At 72.2% G+C, this 18,511-nt stretch carries 13 protein-coding genes and 3 pseudogenes; 6 read left to right on the top strand and 10 right to left on the bottom strand.

Annotation, left to right across the window (positions count from 1 at the left end; genetic code table 11):
• Positions 1–25: 25 nt before the first annotated feature.
• Together galE and U9R90_RS20465 are read left to right on the top strand one after the other, a co-directional pair.
• Positions 26–1,048: a UDP-glucose 4-epimerase GalE gene (gene galE, locus U9R90_RS20470; protein WP_411058100.1), complete on the top strand. Its 1,023-nt coding sequence runs from the start codon at positions 26–28 to the stop codon at positions 1,046–1,048.
• A gap of 39 nt (positions 1,049–1,087) precedes the next feature.
• Entirely contained in the window at positions 1,088–2,515 is a 1,428-nt protein-coding gene (locus tag U9R90_RS20465; RefSeq protein WP_411058099.1) for a UDP-glucose dehydrogenase family protein, read from the top strand.
• Here U9R90_RS20465 and U9R90_RS20460 read toward each other — a convergent pair.
• From U9R90_RS20460 to U9R90_RS20450, 3 genes are all read right to left on the bottom strand, one after another.
• Positions 2,449–4,104: a right-handed parallel beta-helix repeat-containing protein gene (locus U9R90_RS20460; protein ID WP_411058098.1), complete on the bottom strand. Its 1,656-nt coding sequence runs from the start codon at positions 4,102–4,104 to the stop codon at positions 2,449–2,451. The genes U9R90_RS20465 and U9R90_RS20460 overlap by 67 nt on opposite strands.
• Positions 4,105–4,181: 77 nt before the next feature.
• On the bottom strand, positions 4,182–6,881 hold the full coding sequence (locus U9R90_RS20455; protein ID WP_411058097.1) for a SpoIIE family protein phosphatase: 2,700 nt from the start codon (positions 6,879–6,881) through the stop codon (positions 4,182–4,184).
• Positions 6,882–6,965: 84 nt separating this feature from the next.
• The gene (locus tag U9R90_RS20450; RefSeq protein WP_411058096.1) at positions 6,966–7,550 is read right to left on the bottom strand and encodes a TetR/AcrR family transcriptional regulator; all 585 of its coding nucleotides are present in this window, start codon (positions 7,548–7,550) and stop codon (positions 6,966–6,968) included.
• 133 nt (positions 7,551–7,683) lie between these two features.
• Here U9R90_RS20450 and U9R90_RS20445 point away from each other — a divergent pair, with 133 nt between their 5' ends.
• Positions 7,684–8,142: a DUF1348 family protein gene (locus U9R90_RS20445; RefSeq protein WP_411058095.1), complete on the top strand. Its 459-nt coding sequence runs from the start codon at positions 7,684–7,686 to the stop codon at positions 8,140–8,142.
• Between the two features lie 54 nt (positions 8,143–8,196).
• On the opposite strand, the pseudogene U9R90_RS20440 reads toward U9R90_RS20445, so the two are convergent.
• Positions 8,197–8,550, bottom strand: a pseudogene (locus U9R90_RS20440) (TetR/AcrR family transcriptional regulator); the annotation flags it as partial.
• Positions 8,551–8,683: 133 nt separating this feature from the next.
• Between U9R90_RS20440 and U9R90_RS20435 the strand changes: the two are divergent.
• Positions 8,684–9,142 carry a DUF1348 family protein gene (locus U9R90_RS20435; RefSeq protein ID WP_411058095.1) on the top strand — a complete coding sequence of 153 codons (459 nt, stop codon included), beginning with the start codon at positions 8,684–8,686 and terminating at the stop codon, positions 9,140–9,142.
• Between the two features lie 351 nt (positions 9,143–9,493).
• Here U9R90_RS20435 and U9R90_RS20430 read toward each other — a convergent pair whose 3' ends face one another.
• Both U9R90_RS20430 and U9R90_RS20425 read right to left on the bottom strand, forming a co-directional pair.
• Positions 9,494–9,976, bottom strand: a complete 483-nt coding sequence (locus U9R90_RS20430; protein WP_411058094.1) for an SRPBCC family protein — start codon at positions 9,974–9,976, stop codon at positions 9,494–9,496.
• Between the two features lie 63 nt (positions 9,977–10,039).
• Positions 10,040–10,870: a DeoR/GlpR family DNA-binding transcription regulator gene (locus tag U9R90_RS20425; protein WP_411058093.1), complete on the bottom strand. Its 831-nt coding sequence runs from the start codon at positions 10,868–10,870 to the stop codon at positions 10,040–10,042.
• A 282-nt stretch (positions 10,871–11,152) separates the two neighbouring features.
• Here U9R90_RS20425 and U9R90_RS20420 point away from each other — a divergent pair, with 282 nt between their 5' ends.
• Complete coding sequence (locus tag U9R90_RS20420; RefSeq protein ID WP_411059749.1) at positions 11,153–13,498, top strand: hypothetical protein; 2,346 nt, start codon at positions 11,153–11,155, stop codon at positions 13,496–13,498.
• Here the strand turns inward: U9R90_RS20420 and U9R90_RS20415 are convergent.
• From U9R90_RS20415 to U9R90_RS20400, 4 genes and pseudogenes are all read right to left on the bottom strand, one after another.
• Positions 13,468–15,876 carry a right-handed parallel beta-helix repeat-containing protein gene (locus tag U9R90_RS20415; RefSeq protein WP_411058092.1) on the bottom strand — a complete coding sequence of 803 codons (2,409 nt, stop codon included), beginning with the start codon at positions 15,874–15,876 and terminating at the stop codon, positions 13,468–13,470. The two genes, U9R90_RS20420 and U9R90_RS20415, sit on opposite strands and share 31 nt — an antisense overlap.
• Before the next feature lie 136 nt (positions 15,877–16,012).
• A complete protein-coding gene (locus tag U9R90_RS20410) occupies positions 16,013–16,621 on the bottom strand; it encodes a hypothetical protein (protein ID WP_411058091.1) in 609 nt (202 codons plus the stop codon).
• 56 nt (positions 16,622–16,677) lie between these two features.
• Complete coding sequence (locus U9R90_RS20405) at positions 16,678–17,502, bottom strand: MOSC domain-containing protein (protein WP_411058090.1); 825 nt, start codon at positions 17,500–17,502, stop codon at positions 16,678–16,680.
• Positions 17,503–17,572: 70 nt separating this feature from the next.
• Positions 17,573–17,857 (bottom strand): annotated as a pseudogene (locus U9R90_RS20400) (DUF6643 family protein); the annotation flags it as partial.
• 5 nt (positions 17,858–17,862) lie between these two features.
• Between U9R90_RS20400 and U9R90_RS20395 the strand changes: the two are divergent.
• Positions 17,863–18,510: pseudogene (locus U9R90_RS20395) on the top strand (Tellurium resistance); the annotation flags it as partial.
• Between the last annotated feature and the right edge of the window lies 1 nt (position 18,511).

The raw sequence follows: 18,511 nt of genomic DNA, 5'->3' as shown, positions 1-18,511 counted from the left end.
CCGCCCCCCAACCAGGAGACATCCCATGACCACGACGGTCCTTGTGACCGGTGGCGCCGGGTTCATCGGCAGCCACACCTGCGTCGAACTGCTCACCCACGGCTGGGAAGTCGTCGTCGTCGACAACCACTCCAACAGCTCGCCCGCCGCACTGGAGCGCATCGAGAAGACCGCCGGCCGACCGCTCGCGGCCGCGTACGACGTCGATGTGCGCGACCGCGAGGCACTCGGCAAGGTCTTCGCCGCGCACCCCGTCGACGCCGTCATCCACTTCGCCGCGAAGAAGGCCGTCGGCGAATCGACCCAGAAACCCTTCGACTACTACGACACCAACGTCGGCGGCACCACCGCGCTGCTGTCCGTGATGCACCAACACGGCGTGCACAGGCTGGTGTTCTCCTCCTCCTGCTCGGTGTACGGCGACGCCGTCAAGGTCCCGCTCACCGAGACCGACCCGGTCGCCCCCACCAACCCCTACGCCACCACCAAACTGCGCTGCGAGGAGATCCTCACCGACATCTGCCGCCATGAACCACGGCTGCGGGTGCTCGCTCTGCGGTACTTCAACCCCGTGGGCGCCCACCCGGGCGGCCTGCTCGGTGAGGACCCGCGCGGCGTGCCGGACAACGTGATGCCGTACGTGGCCCAGGTCGCCGTCGGACGCCTGGACCGGCTCAGGGTGTTCGGCGACGACTACCCGACCCCGGACGGCACGGGCGTACGCGACTACATCCACGTGATGGACGTCGCCGAGGGTCACCGCGTCGCACTCGGCCATCTCGACGACGCGCCGGGGATGCGGGTCTTCAACCTGGGCACCGGCGTCGGCACCTCCGTACGCGAACTCGTCGCCGCGTTCGCCGAGGCCAGCGGGCGGGACGTGCCGTACGAGATCACCGGGCGGCGCCCCGGAGACGTCGCGGCCCTCGTCGCCGACCCGACCGCGGTCGCCGGCGCCTGGGGCTGGCGGACCTCACGGGACCTCGCGGACATGTGCCGCGACGCCTGGCGGTTCCAGGACCTCAACCCGGCGGGCTACCCGGACTGACTCATCAGGAGTCGTCCCCTTCCAGACAGGAGGATCGGCATGCGGTTGACCGTCATCGGTACGGGATACCTTGGGGCCGTGCACGCCGCGTGCATGGCCGACATCGGCCATGACGTCTTGGGCGTCGACGTGGACGCGGAGAAGATCAGGGCCCTGGCCGCGGGCCGACCACCCTTCTTCGAACCGGGACTCGACGAGGTGCTCGCCCGGAACGTCGCCAACGGCCGACTACGCTTCACCACCTCGCTGCGCGAGGCCGCGGTCCACGCCGATCTGCACTTCGTCTGCGTCGGCACCCCGCAGCGCCCCGACTCCACGGCGGCCGACCTGCGCCATGTCGACGCCGTACTCGACGGCCTCGCACCGCATCTGCGCGACGGATCGCTGATCGTCGGCAAGTCCACCGTCCCGGTGGGCACCACCGACCGGCTCACCGCGCGCCTTGCCGGGCTCGTCGCCGCCGGCACCACCGTCGAGGTGGCCTGGAACCCGGAGTTCCTGCGCGAGGGCTTCGCCGTCCAGGACACCCTGCGCCCGGACCGGCTGGTCGCCGGTGTGACCTCGGCATACGCCGACGCGGCACTGCGCTCCGTCTACGCGCCCATGCTCGCGGCCCACGTCCCGTACATCAGCACCGACCCGGCGACCGCCGAACTGGTGAAGGTGGCGGCGAACTCGTTCCTGGCGACCAAGATCTCGTTCATCAACGCGATGGCCGAGGTGTGCGACGCGACCGGTGCCGACGTGGTGACCCTGGCCGACGCCATCGGCCATGACACCCGTATCGGGCGACGCTTCCTGTCCGCGGGGCTGGGCTTCGGCGGCGGCTGCCTGCCCAAGGACATCCGCGCCTTCACCGCCCGCGCGGATGAACTCGGCGTGGGGCACGCGGTGTCCTTCCTGCGGGAGGTGGACGAGATCAACCTCCGGCAGCGGCGGCGTGCCGTCGCCATCGCCCGGGACCTCGCGGGCGGGGAACTCGCCGGACGGCGGATCGCGGTACTCGGCGCCACGTTCAAACCCGACAGCGACGATGTACGCGACTCGCCCGCGCTCGCGGTCGCCGCCGCGATCCACCGTGCGGGCGCCGAGGTCCGGGTCCACGACCCGGAGGGCACCGACAACGCGCGTGCCGCGCTGCCCGGCCCCCTCTACGGCACCGAGGTGACCGACGTGTGCCGCGATGCGGACGTCGTGCTCCACCTGACCGAATGGGCCCAGTACCGCGCCCTCGACCCGGCCGCCCTGGCGGCCGTGGTGCGCGCGCCGCGGCTGCTGGACGCGCGCAACGCGCTGGATGCCGACCGGTGGGTGGCGGCGGGCTGGGACGTCCGTGCGCTCGGCCGTCCGGTGCCCGCCCCGGTGCCCGGCCTGCTGCCCGGCTCGCGGCTGACGATCCCTCAGTCCGTCCCCGCCGACTGGACCGCACCGATCGAGGCCGACGTCCTCAGCCGGGCACCGAAGTAGTCGACCGGTCCCGGATCGATTCCGGCGGCCCGCAGATCCATGGCTCCGGACACCACCCTCGCGGCGCAGCGCGGCACCAGCGCCGCGGGGGTGGCGCCCTTGGAGGGCACCAGCGCGAGGCACGGGTCGGCGTTCGTGCCGGTCGGGCTCCCGGCACGCTGCTCCTGACCTGCCCTGCCGCGCCAGGCGCGCAGGTCGGCGTACGCGCCGGGGCCCCACCTCAGCGCCCACGGGCCGGAGCTGAAGTAGGCGTTGCCCTGCAGGCGCACCTGCTCGGCCGGGTAGGCGGACTCGGCATAGACCACGGGGGCGCCGTCCGTGACGAACACGTTGTTGCGCACGGTGACGTTCCGCAGCCCGTCGTGCAGCCGCAGGGCCGGGGCGCGCACCCCGTCGTTCGCCGTGATGGAGACGGTGTTGTGATAGATCGACAGATCGTTGACGCGGGTGCCGAAGGCCACGATGCCGGCGTACGTCGAGAGCTTGCGGGCGTCGTCGCGGCTGATGTTGAAGCGGACCGTGTTCCCCGTGTGCGCCTTGTTGCGGACCGCCGTGTACGCCAGGAAGCCCGCGCCGTCGTTGCGGTAGGACAGGTTGTACTGCATCACCGACGACGAGACGTTGTTGTCCAGACCGAAGCCGCCGCCGTCCACTTCGGAACCGGTGTGGTTCGCGTAGGAGACGTTGCGCTGGAGCGTCATCCGCGTCGAGTCGAACGTCCAGATCCCGGCGGGGCCCTCCACCGCTTCGGCGGACGACCGCGCCCCGTTGTCGTGGGCGACCGAGTGCTGCACCGTGCCGCGGCGGACGCTGCCCAGCACGATGCCGCTGCCCGTGTTGCGGTCTTCGGCCCCCGGATCGCCCAGGTTGCTGTACGCCTTGACGCGCGAGACGGTCACCTTCTCGTGCGCGTAGCGCGGGCGTGTCGCGTTGAAGGCCGGGCCGTCGGAGACCACACCGGCGTCCTTGTTGGCGTGTGCCACCGAGTCGCTGACCACGACGTCGCGGAATCCGGAGCCGGAGCGGCCGCCGCCCAGGCGGATGCCGTTCTGGAACCCGGAGACGTTGACGCCGCTGACGCGTACGTGGGCGAGCTTCTTGCCGCCGGGGAGGTCGTTGAAGAAGACGATGCCCTCGTGGTCGTCGAACGTGTCGTCGTCACCCTCGACCACCAGGTTGCGGACCTCGACGCCCGCCGTGTTGTAGACCTCGATACCGCGTGTCCCGGCCGGGGCGATCGTCGCGCGGCCCTTGCCGTACGACTCGATGATGACCGGCTTGCGGGGGTTCCCGGCGTCACCCGCGCCGATGGTCAGCCTGCCGCGGAACCGGGCGCCCGCCTTCAGCCGCAGCCGGTCCCCGGCCTTGAACTTCACGGAGTCGGCGCGCTTCAGTGTCCGCCACGCGGTGTCCGGCGTCAGGCCGTCCGCCTTGTCGTCGCCGTCCGGACTGACGTGGTAGCTGCGCCCGCCCGCCGCGTTCGGCGCCGGGGTCGCGTACGGCTTGGGCAGGGCGCAGCCCGCGGCGGCCGCGAGCGCGACGGCGGTTCCGGCCGCCGCGGCGATGATCCGTGGGTTCCGCTGGGGCACGCTCACTCCTGACTGCCGACTGTTCGGCGCCAGCCTGCCAGGCGGAATGCCCGGTTTCCCGGTAGTGCCGCGGCGTGTCAGTCGTCGTCGGCCGGAGACGGCGCGGGTGGCGGCAGCGGCTGTTCCGTCCAGATCACCTTGCCGTCGGGTGTGTAGCGGGTGCCCCAGCGCTCCGCGAACTGGGCCACCAGGAACAGCCCGCGGCCCCCTTCGTCGGTGATCGCCGCCTGCCGTAGATGGGGCGAGGTGCTGCTGTGGTCCGACACCTCGCAGATCAGGCTGCGGTCGTGGATCAGGCGCACCCGGATCGGGCCGCTGGCGTAGCGGATCGCGTTGGTCACCAGTTCACTGAGGATCAGTTCCGTGGTGAAGGCCTCCTCGTCCAGGCCCCACGCCGTCAGCGTGTCGGCGACCGAGGCCCGGACCCGGCTCACCGCGGCCGGGTCCGCAGGAACGTTCCACTCGGCGACCCGCTCCGACGGGAGTACCCGGGTGTGGCCCACGAGCAGCGCGATGTCGTCGCGGGGTCGTTCCGGCACGAGCGCGGCGAGCACCCCCTCGCAGGTCTCCTCCGGCGAGCGCCCGCCGTCGTGCTCAAGGGTGTGCCGCAGCTTCTCCAGGCCCACGTCGATCTCCCGGTCCCGGTCCTCGACGAGCCCGTCGGTGTACAGCACCAGCCGACTGCCTTCGGGCAGCCGCAGGTCCAGGGTCTCGAACGGCATGCCGCCCAGACCCAGCGGTGGGCCGCCCGGCACGTCGACGAACTCCGCCGTGCCGTCCGGAAGTATCAGCACCGGCTGGAGGTGTCCGGCGCGCGCCATGGTGCAGCGGCCCGAGACCGGATCGTAGATCGCGTAGATGCAGGTGGCCCCGGTGACCGAGGCATCCGAGCCGTCGTCCGCCTCGTCCTGGTCGATGCGGGCCACCAACTCGTCCAGGTGCCACAGCAGTTCGTCGGGCGGCAGGTCCAGGCTGGAGAAGTTGTGCACCGCCGTACGCAGCCGGCCCATGGTCGCCGCGGCGTGCAGCCCGTGCCCGACCACATCACCGACGACCAGCGCGACCCGCGCACCCGGCAGCGGAATGATGTCGAACCAGTCGCCGCCCACTCCGCCCAGGCCCCCGAGCCCGGCCTGCGCGGGCCGGTACCGATAGGCGACGTCCAGCGCGGACTGCTCGGGCAGTACCCGAGGCAGCAGACTGCGCTGCAGCGTCACCGCCATGGTGTGTTCGCGGGAGTAGCGCCGGGCGTTGTCGACGCTCACCGCCGCACGCGCCACCAGCTCCTCGGCCAGCGACAGGTCCTCCTCCTCGAACGGCTCCGGGGTCACGGACCGCCAGAACATCGCCACGCCCAGCACCACACCGCGGGCCCGCAGCGGAACCGCGATCATCGAGTGCATCCCGGCGTCGACCAGCTCCCTGGCCAGCACCGGGTCCTGCCGCTGCCAGCCCGTGAAGGCGGCCAGATCCGGCTCCAGTACGGCCTCGCCCTTGCTGAGACCCGAGCCCAGCGGCGTCGTCGGCACAAAGCGAATCTGATGTCCGAGTGGATACAGGGCGGTGTCCGGGGGCCCGCAGAACGCCGTGCGGCGCATGTCGACGTCCATGCCGGTGGCCGTCGGCTCCTCGCCGCGCAGTACGGTCTCCGCCAGGTCCACGGTGGCCACGTCCGCGAACCGGGCGGCGGCGAACTCGACCAGCTCCTCGCAGGTGCCCGCCACGTCGAGGGTCGTGCCGACCTCCGTGCCCGCGTCGTACAGCAGCTGCAGGCGGCCCCGCGCCACGTCGACCTTGCCGGTCAGGGCCTGGAGCTCGGTGGTGTCGCGCAGCGTGGCGACCGTGCCGGGCGGTCCGCCCGCCTGGTCGGTCGTGCGCTGGTTCATGGCGATCAGCCGGTCACCGACCGGGACGATCTCGTCCGTGGCGATCCGCCCCGAGGCCAGCAGCTGGGCGGTACGCGGCTCCAGGCCCAGCTCGGCGACCGGGGTCCCGTCCACGTCCGGGGGCAGTGCGAGCAGCCGCCGCGCCTCGTCGTTGGCGAGCGTCAGCCGCCCGTCGCCGCCCACGATGATCACGCCTTCGCGCACGGCGTGCAGCACCGCGTCGTGGTGCTCGTACATCCGGGTCATCTCGGCGGGCCCGAGGCCGTGTGTCTGGCGGCGCAGCCTGCGGCTGACCAGTGCGGTGCCGCCCGTCGTGAGCAGCAGCACCCCGGCCGCCGCGCCGAGCAGCAGCGGGATCTGGTCCTCCACGACCCCGCTCACCTTCTCGATGGTGATGCCCGCCGACACCAGGCCGACGACCTTACCGTCGCTGTCCTGCACCGGAACGACGGCCTGGACCAGCGGGCCGATGGTGCCCGTGATGTTCTCGGTGACGACCTCGCCCTCCAGGGCGGGGCCGTAGTTGCCGACGAACCGCTTCCCGATGCGGTCGGTGAGCGGGTGGGTGTAGCGGATGCCGTCGACGTTGAAGACGACGATGAAGTCCACATCGGAGAGTTCCCGGGCGGCCTCGGCCCGCGGCTGGAGTACCGCGCTGGGGTCGGGTGAGGCCAGTGCCTCGACCGTGCCGGGTGCGTTGGCGAAAGCCTGCGCCACGGCGACCGACCGGTTGCGTGCCTCCCGCTCGCTGTCGGCGCGGGACTGGAGCACGAGCGCCGCGATGGCGACAGCGACCAGCATCACCACGATCGCCACTTGCAGGAGGAAGACCTGACCTGCGACGGTTCGCATCCGCAGAACCGTGCGCGGGCGGCCGTAGCGTCCGGCCATAAGCTCTTTGTACACCTCTCAGATGGGGTGGGCGAACTACGCATATTCTGGCGATGTGTTCGGGCTTCGGGTCCGTTGTCCTGTTCAGCGGGTGGTGGGTTGGCTCGCGGTCAGGCGGGCGGGTGCCGAGATGAGGAGGGCCGCCGCCCGCCCGGCGTGGCGTGCGGTCTCGGGGTCGCGAAGGATACCCGCGGTCGCCATCGCGCCTTCGGCGAGCAGGCGGAGCTGCTCGGCACTCTCGTCGGGAAGCCCGGCGGCCGCCGTCAGGCCCGTCAGATAGTCCTTGAAGGCCTCCTTGTGGCTCCTGGCCCGCTCGGCGACGGCGGGGGAGGTCGCACCGAGCTCGCCGTACCCGTTGATCCAGGCGCAGCCGCGGAAGCCGGGCTCGCTGAACCAGTCGTACAGCCAGTCGAAGACCGCGAGGATCCGGCGGCGGGGGTCGGTCTCCAGGTCGACCCGCTCGGCGAGCCGTCGGCGCCAGTTGAGGTCGCGCCGCTCCAGGCAGGCGTCGAGCAACTGCTCCTTGTTGGGGAACAGCTGGTAGAGGCGTTTGAGTGAGACCCCGGACGCGGTGCGGATGGCGTCCATGCCGACCGCCTGGATGCCCCGCGAGTAGAACAGCTCCTCGGCCGTGTCCAGTGCCCTCTCCCGGGCCGTGGCGCTGTCCATCGCCGGTTTCCCTCCTGGCCTGTGCGGCAGTCCCCTTGACGTGAGAACCATCGTTCTCTACGTTAACAGCCAGCGGCGGAGAACGATCGTTCTCCGCTGTGGAAAGCCTGCCGACGCACCTTGGAGGAGAGTTGTGACTACTCGCCCGCCGCTGCCGCCGTTCACCGCGACCACCGCGGCACAGAAGGTCCAGGCCGCCGAGGACGCCTGGAACACCCGCGACCCCGGTCGCGTGGCGCTCGCCTACACAAAGGACTCCGTGTGGCGCAACCGCGACATGTTCGCCACCGGCCGGGACGAGATCGTCGCCCTGCTGACCGACAAGTGGGCACGCGAACGCGACTACGCGCTGCGCAAGGAACTGTGGGCGTACGACGGCAACCGGATCGCCGTCCGCTTCCAGTACGAGAGCCGCGACGCGGAGGGGCGGTGGTGGCGCTCGTACGGCAACGAGCTGTGGGAGTTCGACGCCGCGGGCCTCATGGCCCGACGGGAGGCGAGCATCAACGACGTGCGCATCACCGAGGCCGAACGCCGTATCTTCGGCCCACGGCCGGAGAGCGAGCGCGGCGTCCCGTTCCCCCTCCACTAGGGGGCGTCTCCCCGATCTTCGCGGGCCCGCGACGCCTGGCACGCGCCCCCACTCGGCGACGGCGGGGGAGGTCGCACCGAGCTCGCCGTACCCGTTGATCCAGGCGCAGCCGCGGAAGCCGGGCTCGCTGAACCAGTCGTACAGCCAGTCGAAGACCGCGAGGATCCGGCGGCGGGGGTCGGTCTCCAGGTCGACCCGCTCGGCGAGCCGTCGGCGCCAGTTGAGGTCGCGCCGCTCCAGGCAGGCGTCGAGCAACTGCTCCTTGTTGGGGACCAGCTGGTAGAGGCGTTTGAGTGAGACCCCGGACGCGGTGCGGATGGCGTCCATGCCGACCGCCTGGATGCCCCGCGAGTAGAACAGCTCCTCGGCCGTGTCCAGTGCCCTCTCCCGGGCCGTGGCGCTGTCCATCGCCGGTTTCCCTCCTGGCCTGTGCGGCAGTCCCCTTGACGTGAGAACCATCGTTCTCTACGTTAACAGCCAGCGGCGGAGAACGATCGTTCTCCGCTGTGGAAAGCCTGCCGACGCACCTTGGAGGAGAGTTGTGACTACTCGCCCGCCGCTGCCGCCGTTCACCGCGACCACCGCGGCACAGAAGGTCCAGGCCGCCGAGGACGCCTGGAACACCCGCGACCCCGGTCGCGTGGCGCTCGCCTACACAAAGGACTCCGTGTGGCGCAACCGCGACATGTTCGCCACCGGCCGGGACGAGATCGTCGCCCTGCTGACCGACAAGTGGGCACGCGAACGCGACTACGCGCTGCGCAAGGAACTGTGGGCGTACGACGGCAACCGGATCGCCGTCCGCTTCCAGTACGAGAGCCGCGACGCGGAGGGGCGGTGGTGGCGCTCGTACGGCAACGAGCTGTGGGAGTTCGACGCCGCGGGCCTCATGGCCCGACGGGAGGCGAGCATCAACGACGTGCGCATCACCGAGGCCGAACGCCGTATCTTCGGCCCACGGCCGGAGAGCGAGCGCGGCGTCCCGTTCCCCCTCCACTAGGGGGCGTCTCCCCGATCTTCGCGGGCCCGCGACGCCTGGCACGCGCCCCCAAGCTCTCGACTGCTTCCCCAAGCTCTCGGCTGCGCTCGAGCAGGGGAGACCCCATTGAGCAGGGAGGGACCCCCTTCGACGCACGGCCGAATCACCCAAGTACGTCCAGTACGAGGGCGATCCGGCCGCACGCCGATGCACCGCACCGCGAGACATCAGCTGCTTCGCAGCGGGCGCAGGCTGATCCGCGAAGATCGGGGAGGCGCCCCCTAGCGAGTTCCCGCGCCGCAGGGGAGCTCCCGCTCGGGTAAGGAGTTCCGGCTCCGCCGGGGAGCTCCCGCTCCACCAAGGGGGGCGCCCTTAGGAGGACTTCGCTGCTGTCAGTCGCCGGTCCAGCGCGACCACCGCGTCGCGGAAGGAGCGGCCGATGCCGGGCCGGGCGGCCTTCAGGGCGAACCGGAACACCGCTGAACCGTCGGCGGCGAACGTCCACCGCACGCGGGTGCCGGTCCCCGCGGGCGTCAGTTGCCACTCCTCCACCAGGTGGCGCACCCCTGGTGCGTTGGTCCGGTCGACCCGGTACGCGTACCGTTCGTTCGGGTCCGCGGCCAGGATCGTCTCGGCGAAGCGGGTGCCGCCGACCAGCCTGATCTCGCGGCCCTTGCCGTCCTCGGTCGGCCGGGCCATCCGTACGGCCTTGAACCACCGGGGCCAGCCCGCCACATCCTCGGCCAGCGCACCGAACACGGCGGCCGGGGGCGCGGCGATCTCATGGGCGAAGACCAGCCGCACGGGGGCGGTGGTGACGAACTCGAGCCCTACCGGGCTCAGTTGGCGTGCCATTGGGATCTGCACCCCCAGGGGGACGGGCGTTGACCGGGCCCGGCCACCATAGCTGAGGGGGCGTCAGATGTCTGCGGAGGTATCCGGCTGGCCCGCGATCACCAGTTGGTTCAGCTGCTCGGAGACCTCCGTGCGCACCTCGGAGGACAGACCGGCGTCCGTGACCCAGGTGTCCACCTGCTCCAGCGTGGCGAACGAACTCAGCCCGACCGTGCCCCACTTGGTGTGATCCGCGACCACCACCACCCGGCGCGCGGACCGCACCAGACGCCGGTTGGTCTCCGCCTCCGCGAGGTTCGGCGTGGACAGGCCCGCCTGGATCGATATCCCGTGCACCCCCAGGAACAGCACATCGAAGTGCAAAGAGCGGATCGCCTGGTCGGCGACCGGCCCGACCAGGGCGTCCGACGGTGTGCGCACCCCTCCGGTGAGCACCACGGTCGCCGCCCCCTGCCGCTGCCCCGTACCGCGCTGGGCGGCATGGAACACGTCCGCCACCCGCACCGAGTTGGTCACCACCGTCAGATCCGGCACCTCAACGAGATGCTGGGCCAGCGCGAACGTCGTCGTCCCCCCGGACAGCGCGATCGCGCTGCCCGGCGCCACCAGCCTCGCGGCCGCCCGCGCGATGGACTCCTTGGCGCTCAGCTCAAGCCCCGACTTCGCCTCGAACCCCGGCTCGTGGGTGCTCGCGTCGGCCACCGGCACCGCACCGCCGTGCACCTTCTCCAGTACGCCCTGGCGGGCCAGTGCGTCCAGATCGCGCCGGATGGTCATGTCCGACACGCTGAGCCTCCTGGTGAGCTCGTTGACCCGCACCCCACCGCGCCGTCTGACCTCCTCCAGGATCAGGGCGCGGCGCTGCTCCGCGAGGAGGTTCTGATTCTCGCTCACACCCGATACCGGTCCTTCCTTCGCGCGTGCTGATGCCGTGAAGATCCTTCATCCTCGCACGCCCCACCGACACCCCGCTCTCCCCTGTCTCGGCGGGCAGCGTCACTCGTCTCGGGGAGATTCCGTGACGATGGGTGCGCGCAGGGCCCAAGGACCGCGATCCTGGTAGGCACACAGCACATTCGGGACTCACGGGGGAGTCGTACAGTGCAGCGTGACCCGGCCGAAGACATCGCTTTGGAACTGCTGGTCCACGGCGTTGGTGGCACCACGGCCGAGGAGATGCTGGGCGATCCGCGCACCGTCCGCGTGACCGGCGACAAGACCGCGGCCGTCTTCCGCCGCACCGACGACGTGGACGCCGAGGAGCGCCCCGAGGACTACGCGGGCAAACCGGTGCCCGAGGCGTATGTCTGGTCCAACCTCACCTCCGGCAACGGCGCCCGCGCCCTGTGGTTACTTCTGCTGCCCTTCATGGTGGTCAACCTCGCCCACTGGATGCGGCCCAACACCCGTGGCCTACGCAGGAGCATGCGGTTCTACGGCGTCCTCGTGCGCCTGGTCGGCCTCACCCTCACCGTGCTCCTGGTCGCCGCGGCCTGCGAGGTCGCGCTCGATCTGGCGGCCTGGCAGTGCGCGGGCACCCCCGAGTGCTCCGAGAGCCGCTCCTGGCTGGGCTTCCTCGCCACCGACGCCTCGGGGCACGGCGGCTGGTGGTCGCAGCCGGGCCGCAGGCTCGCCCTCGCCGCCCTGGTGCCCGCGGCGCTCACCGGACTGCTCTGGTACCTGTCGCACCGCACCTGGAGCGCGTATGAGTCCCAGCATCCGCTGCCGCACCAGCCGGAGCCGGAGGACGACCTCAGGCGATCGGCGCTCAGCAGGCCCGGCTTCTGGTACGGGCGCCGACTGGTCGCCCGGCTGCGTGCTGCCCACACCGCGGCCGGCCTGCTCACCTGCGCCGCGGCCGTGTCCACCTCGGCGGCGCGCTTCGACCGGCAGCCGGGCGGCCCCCTCGCCCTGGACCTGCTCGGGCGCCTGATGGTGGCGACGTTGGTCGCGGGCACCGTCGTCGTGGTGTGGGTGGTGTGCCGCAGAGGCCGCAGCGAGGACGTCATCGACCAGCGGGTGGACCGGGCCGTCACCCGGCTGCTGCCCGGCGCGGCGCTCGGTGTCTTGGCCCTCGCCCTGGTGTACGCGGGCTGGGACCGCCCCGGCTGGGTCTCCGCCGGGCGGCTGCCGGGCGACGCGACCTTCGGCGGCATAGCCCTGGTCCAGGGGCTGCTGGTGGTGGCACTCGCGGTCGTGGCGGGCGTGCTGTACCGCAGCGCGCCCGGCTCCCGCACCGCGCTACGGGGCCTGGGCGGGCCCGCCGCGGCGATGCTGGGTTGCGCGCTGGGCGGGGTGATGTCCGGCGGCGTCGCCCAGCGGGTCGGCGACTGGCTGGACAGCGGCGGCACTCCGGGTGAGGCGGGCCGGGCCTTCCCCGGCCCGCCCGCCCTGCTGACCTGGCAGGCGTCGGTGATCCCCGTCCTGCTGGTCGTGGTGGTGGTGCTGGCGCTGGTGCTCGCCGTACGCGCCCTGCTGCGGGGCCGCGACGAGATCGACCAGATACCGCGCGACTACCCCGGCGAGCCTCAGGACACGGCGCGCACCCGCCGCATCGCGGGCACCCGCGCGCGTGCCGAACTCACCGACCACGCACCCCTGGTCGTGGGGATCGTCTCGACCGTCACACTGCTGCTCGGCGCGGCGGCCCTGGTCGGTGCCTGGGGCACCGGCGAGGTACCGGGCGAGGCGGCCAAGGACGCCGCGCCGTTCTTCCAGGGCGCGGCGCAGACCGCCCAGGCGCTCGGCTCCTGGCTGATCGGCTTCGGCTTCATACTGCTGGTCACCTGGGGCCGCCGCGCCTACCGCGACCCCTCGGCCCGCCGCACCATCGGCATCGTCTGGGACGTCGGCACGTTCTGGCCGCGTGCCGCCCACCCCTTCGCGCCGCCCTGCTACGCGGAGCGCGCCGTCCCCGACCTCACCTGGCGGATGGCCACCTGGACCCGCACGCCGGGCCGCAGGCTGGTCATCTCCGGGCACTCCCAGGGCAGTGTCCTCGCGGCCGCGGCCGCCTGGCAGCTGAGCCCCTCCGTCCGCAGACGGGTCGCCCTGCTCACCTACGGCTCACCCCTGGAGCGGCTCTACGGGCGCTGGTTCCCGGCGCACTTCGGCCCCGCGGCACTGACCGCCCTGCACCACGAAGTGGACTGCTGGCGCAATCTGCACCGGCCTACCGACCCCATCGGCGGCCCTATCGGCCTGGCCGGCGACTGCGGCCCCGACGTCGACCGCCCGTCCCTGAAGGACCCTCTCGCCTACGGCCGCACCGAGTCGCAGCCGCTGCCCGCGCCGTTGCTCGGTCACTCCGACTACCAGGCCGACCCGGCCTTCGACGCCGAACGCACCGCGCTGCTCGCCCGGTTGCGCGGCAGCGGACCGGCCAAGCAGCCCCTGCCGCAGCAGCCGGGGCCCGAATCGGAACAGTCCCGGGGCAGTTCAGGTCAGTCTCAGCAGAGTCCGGGCCGGTCTCAGGGGAATTCGGGCCGGTCTCAGGGGAGTTCGGGCAGGTCCTCGGGGTAGAGCAACGTCAGATCGTCGGTGCTCGTCTCGTCGAACTGCGCGACCCGCCCCGCATGCCGCTCGACCATCGCCTCGAACGTCTGCCGCGCGGTGCGTCCATTGCCGAAGGCGGGCCCTTTGGGCAGCGCGGTGAAGTACTTCAACAGCGCCTCCGCCGACCCCGTGCCGAGCTGGTACTCGTGCTCCTGCGCCTGCTGCTCCACGATCCGCAGCAGCTCCTCCGGGGAGTAGTCGCCGAAGGTGATGGTCCGTGAGAACCGGGACGCCACCCCGGGGTTCACGGACAGGAACCGCCGCATCTCCTCCGTATAGCCCGCGACGATCACCACCACCGCCTCCCGGTGGTCCTCCATCAGCTTCACCAGCGTGTCGATGGCCTCCCGGCCGAAGTCCCGCCCGGAGTCCTCCGGCGAGAGGGCGTAGGCCTCGTCGATGAACAGCACACCGCCACGCGCGCGTTCAAAGGCCTCCTGGGTGCGGATGGCCGTCGAGCCGATGTGTTCGCCGACCAGGTCCACCCGCGAGACCTCGACCAGATGGCCCTTCTCCAGCACCCCGAGCGAGGCCAGGATCTCGCCGTACAGCCGCGCCACCGTCGTCTTGCCGGTGCCGGGGGAGCCGGTGAAGACCAGGTGGCGGCGGACCGATGCGGCCTTGAGGCCCGCCTGCTGTCGGCGCCGCCCCACCTCGATCATGTCGGTGAGCGCCCGCACCTCGCGCTTGACGCTCTCCAGGCCCACCAGCGTGTCGAGTTCACCGAGCACCGCGTCCGACGAGCGGGAGTGGGCCGGCGCCTCGGCCCGCTGAGCCGACTCGGTGCCGCGTTGGCCGGGGACCGCGCCGAGCAGCCCGGCCGACTGGGTGGCGGTGGCGGTCCGCACCGTCGACTCCGGCGCCGCCGGCCGTTTGCTGCCGCTCTCGTCGCTGGTGCAGTCCTCGGCGAGCGGCCCGTCCTCAGGGAACTCGTACCCCCCGCGCGAACAGCGTTCCGTACGGCACTTCTTCAGCGACGTACGGCAGCCGTCCAGCACATGGAAGCCGTAGCCGCCGCTGTCGGTGACCTTGCAGCCGTGGAAGCTGCCCCGGCCCTGCGCCGAGACATAGAACCCGGCCTCGGCGGGCGAGTTGACCGTGCAGCGTTCGATGGTCGGATCGGCGCCCTTGGTGACGATCACGCCGGTCTGCGCGCCGTCTATGGTGCAGCCCGACAGGACACCGCCGCTGCCGTGGTCGCGGAACCACGCGCCCGTCGCGGCCTCCCGGATACGGCAGTCGTCGAGTTGGGCCGTCGCGCCGTCGCTCACCGACACCGCCGTGTTGCGGACCTGGGACAGGTCGCTGTCCACGACGTCGGCGCGCGAACCGCGGTCCAGGACGAAGATCGCGTCCGGTACGTCGTGCACCCGGCAGGAGTCGAGCACGGCGGTGGCGCCGTCACTGACCCAGACGGCTGGGTAGTCGCCCGTACTCTCGTGGATCTCGCACTGGTTGGCGTCCACGCGGGTGCCCGGGTCCCACACCGACAGGCCGTTGCGGCCGAAGCGGCTCACGGTGGAGCGGGTCAGGGTGAGCACCGAGCGGGAACGCAGATCGACGGCGTTCTCCGGGATGTCGTGCAGGCGGCAGTCGGCGAGGGTGAGCACGGCGTCGGTGTCCAGGGTGACGCCGTCGGCGGTCGTACGGTGCACATCGCAGTCCGTGAGATGTGCCGTACCCCGGCCGGTGATCTGCACTCCCGCGCCCTTGACCTCGTACACCTCGCACCCGAGCGCCTCCAGCGCGGAGTGCTCACCAGTGACCGACAGGCCCGCGCCCGAGGCGTGGTGGACCCGGCAGCGCTCCAGACGCGGATGGGCGCCGCCGCGTACCGCCACCCCCGACTGGCCCGCCGAGACGACCTCGCACTCCTCGAACACCCCGCCCGCGCCGTCCAGTACGGCGATCCCGACGCCCGCGGGATTGTCGACGGTGCAGCGGCGCACGGTGGGACGGGCGCCGCCGCGCACCTCCAGGCCCGCGGCGGAACGCGTGACGATCCGGAGATCGCCGAGCTCGGGGGCGCCGTCCTCGACGAGCACCGCGGGCGCGGCCGCGTCCTGGCCCTCCACCTGGAGGCCCTGCACCACGGCGGACGCACACACCGTCAGCGGGACGCCGTCCAGGGGCGCCAGGCGCACCGAGCCGGGGGAGCCGTCGGGGCCGCGCAGTGTGACCGCGCGCCGCACCACCAGGTTCTCCCGGTACGTACCGGGGGCGACGGTGAGCACGTCGCCGTCGCCCGCGGCGTCGAGAGCGGCGGCGAGGGAGGCGTACTCGCCCGTGCGGCGCCGCCACCGCGACGTGCCGGTGTGCGTCACCTGGACCGTGCCCTGTGCCATGGCGCTGCTGTGCCCCCACCTCATGTGTGCGCTGTCCGTGACCGATCTGCCGGTCCACCGTAGCGTGCGCGGGCAGCACGAGTTGACCGCTCCGCGAGTGCGGACACCCGGATGTGCGGAGGGGGGTGGCGCCCGGTCAGGTTCCGGTGCCCATCGTCCGGCCCCAGTCGGGACCGGCCTTCTCCCAGGCCCGGTCCCACGCCGTGTACCGCAGCCGGACCAGCTGCCGTACGACCAGCCGCCGGACGTACTCCACCAGGCCGGCCGTCGCGGCGGCGGCCCCGATGCCCGCCAGCGCCGCGTGGGTGCGCACGGTGTGGTCGTCCATGGGCGGCGCGACCACCCGGCCGCGTGCGTCGGTCCAGAGCGTGAAGCGGTCGCCGGGCTCGGGGGAGCGCAGGGCGGCCGCGACGGTTTCGGTGTGCAGGGTGCCGTCCGGCGCCGTCCAGGTGGCGACCACCCGGCGGTGTCCGGCCCGATCGGTCGAGGTCTCGGGGTCCGGGTCGGCCGGGGGCTGTGGCCGCTGCCGCAGTACGGTGGCGGGGACTTGGTGGTGCCGCTCGTGCTGGGCGAGCGCCGAGCGGCGCAGCGCGTCCGCGGACCGCGCACTGGCCGTCCAGCCGACGAGCGGCACGGCCACGGCGATCAGCACCGCGGCCACCAGCGCGGTCCAGGCCTCGACGCGATCGGTGCGGCGCCACAGCGCGCTGCGCCGCCACCGCCAGAGTCCGGCCACCGTCCGCATGTCGCCCCCCTTCCCCACATCACCTGTCCCGTGCGGGCACGGTCCATGCGCGGACGCTACTCGATGATCCGCACCGGGTCGCCCAGACGTATGGTGCCCTCCTGCTCGGGCACCAGGTTCTGTCCGAACACGAGTTGGTCGCCGAAGCGTCGGTGCCGGGCGAGGGTACGCAGCGGCTCCTTGCCGCGCTCGGCGGTGCGCTGGTCGGTGGTGGTCACCACGCAGCGGCCGCACGGCTTGGTGACCCGGAAGGTGACCTCTCCGATGGCGATCCGCCGGAAGTCGTCCTCGGCCCAGGGCGCGGTGCCGTCCACGACCACGTTCGGCCGGAAGCGGTCCATCGGGAGCGGGCCCTCGTCCGCGTGGTCGCCCTGGGCGATCAGGGAGTTGAGGGCGTCGAGCGAGGAGAGCGTGGTGAGCAGCAGGGGGAAGCCGTCAGCGAAGCTCACCGTCTCGCCCGGGCGGGCGAAGCCGGGGTCGATCGGGCGGCGGGTCGCCGGGTCGTCGAGGTGCACCAGGCGCAGCTCGGCACCCAGATAGTCACTGATCCACTCATGGGCGGCAGTGTCGGCGAGCGCGGCCTCGACCTTGTCCCGCCAGACCTCCACCGGCACGCTGTGCGCCGGATCAGGCACGGACACGGTCAGCGGCTCGCGCCCCGGTGCGGACAACCGGATGGCGCCGCCGGGCAGGGGCTCGGCGGCCGCCAACGCCAGGCGCGGCTGCGGACGCTGGGTGACATGCCGCCCCTCGGCGTCGACCAGCATCCACCGGCGGTCCCCGGCCAGGCCCCAGGGCTGCACGGCCGCGTCGGCGGGGGAGTGACCCCCGACCGACTTGAGCGGATAGACGTGGATCGAGTGGAGAGCGGCGTTCGGCATGGCCCCCATCCTGCCAGGCGGCACCGACAGCGCCCTCGGCTGGTCGGCCCGGCTGACGGGGGGCTGGGCGTCAGTACCCGCGGCCGCCCGGGTTCTGGCGGTAGTACGGGTCCTCGTACTGGGTGGGCGCGGGGCGCGGCGCCGCCGGGCGCATCGCCTCGTACCCCGTGCCCTGCTGGGGCTGGTTGCCCGGGTAGCCCCGCGGCGCCGAGGTCTGTTGCGGGATGTAAGGGGCGGGGGCGTGCTGCAGCGGGGCGGGCTGCGGTGCCTGTTGGTAGCCGTACCCGGAAGCCTGTGGCGAAGGGGCGGCCGGCAGGGCGGGTAGGGGTGCCGCGAGCGCGGGCAGGTTGCTGCCCGNCCCCCGCCGCGCCCATCAGCCTGAGCAAGGTCACGCTCACCAAGGAGGCCCCGTCGGTCTCGCTGACCAAGCAGGGCAGCACCTCCGGCGCGATGCGGGTCAACCTCAACTGGCAGATGCGTCCGCAGACCAAGGGCGGCTGGGGCAGCAAGCTCAGCCGGGCCATGCGGCCCCCGCTCGACCTCGACCTGTGCGCCCTGTTCGAACTCACCGACGGCACCAAGGGCGTGGTGCAGGCGCTGGGCAACGCCTTCGGCGCACTGAACCAGCCGCCGTACATGCTGCTCGACGGCGACGACCGCACCGGAGCCCGCGACAGCGGCGAGAACCTCACGATCAACCTCGACCACAAGAGCAAGTTCCGCCGGATCGTCATCTTCGTGACCATCTACGAGGGCGCGAACAGCTTCGCCGACCTCAACGCCACGGTCACCCTCCAGCCGCAGAACGGCGCGCCGATCGAGTTCTTCCTCGACGAGTGCAACGTCCCGTCGCCGGTGTGCTCCCTCGCGCTGATCACCAACGAAGGCGGCGACCTGCAGGTGCGGCGCGAGGCCCGCTACCTGATCCCGGAGCGCGGCGTCAGCCCGCAGCGCACCATGGACTACACCTACGGCTGGGGCATGAACTGGACGCCCGGCCGGAAGTGAC

It is taken from the genome of Streptomyces sp. E11-3, from assembly GCF_046540415.1.
GTDB lineage: Bacteria > Actinomycetota > Actinomycetes > Streptomycetales > Streptomycetaceae > Streptomyces.
Note: the sequence above shows the minus strand (reverse complement) of the source record. Positions and strands in the feature narration are given on the sequence as shown.

Excerpts from the sequence above, each read along its gene's own strand:
- galE (WP_411058100.1), top strand. The coding sequence starts at position 26 with ATGACCACGACGGTCCTTGTGACCGGTGGCGCCGGGTTCATCGGCAGC.
- U9R90_RS20465 (WP_411058099.1), top strand. The coding sequence starts at position 1,088 with ATGCGGTTGACCGTCATCGGTACGGGATACCTTGGGGCCGTGCACGCC.
- U9R90_RS20455 (WP_411058097.1), bottom strand. The coding sequence starts at position 6,881 with ATGGCCGGACGCTACGGCCGCCCGCGCACGGTTCTGCGGATGCGAACC.
- U9R90_RS20450 (WP_411058096.1), bottom strand. The coding sequence starts at position 7,550 with ATGGACAGCGCCACGGCCCGGGAGAGGGCACTGGACACGGCCGAGGAG.
- U9R90_RS20430 (WP_411058094.1), bottom strand. The coding sequence starts at position 9,976 with ATGGCACGCCAACTGAGCCCGGTAGGGCTCGAGTTCGTCACCACCGCC.
- U9R90_RS20420 (WP_411059749.1), top strand. The coding sequence starts at position 11,153 with ATGCTGGGCGATCCGCGCACCGTCCGCGTGACCGGCGACAAGACCGCG.
- U9R90_RS20415 (WP_411058092.1), bottom strand. The coding sequence starts at position 15,876 with ATGGCACAGGGCACGGTCCAGGTGACGCACACCGGCACGTCGCGGTGG.
- U9R90_RS20410 (WP_411058091.1), bottom strand. The coding sequence starts at position 16,621 with ATGCGGACGGTGGCCGGACTCTGGCGGTGGCGGCGCAGCGCGCTGTGG.
- U9R90_RS20405 (WP_411058090.1), bottom strand. The coding sequence starts at position 17,502 with ATGCCGAACGCCGCTCTCCACTCGATCCACGTCTATCCGCTCAAGTCG.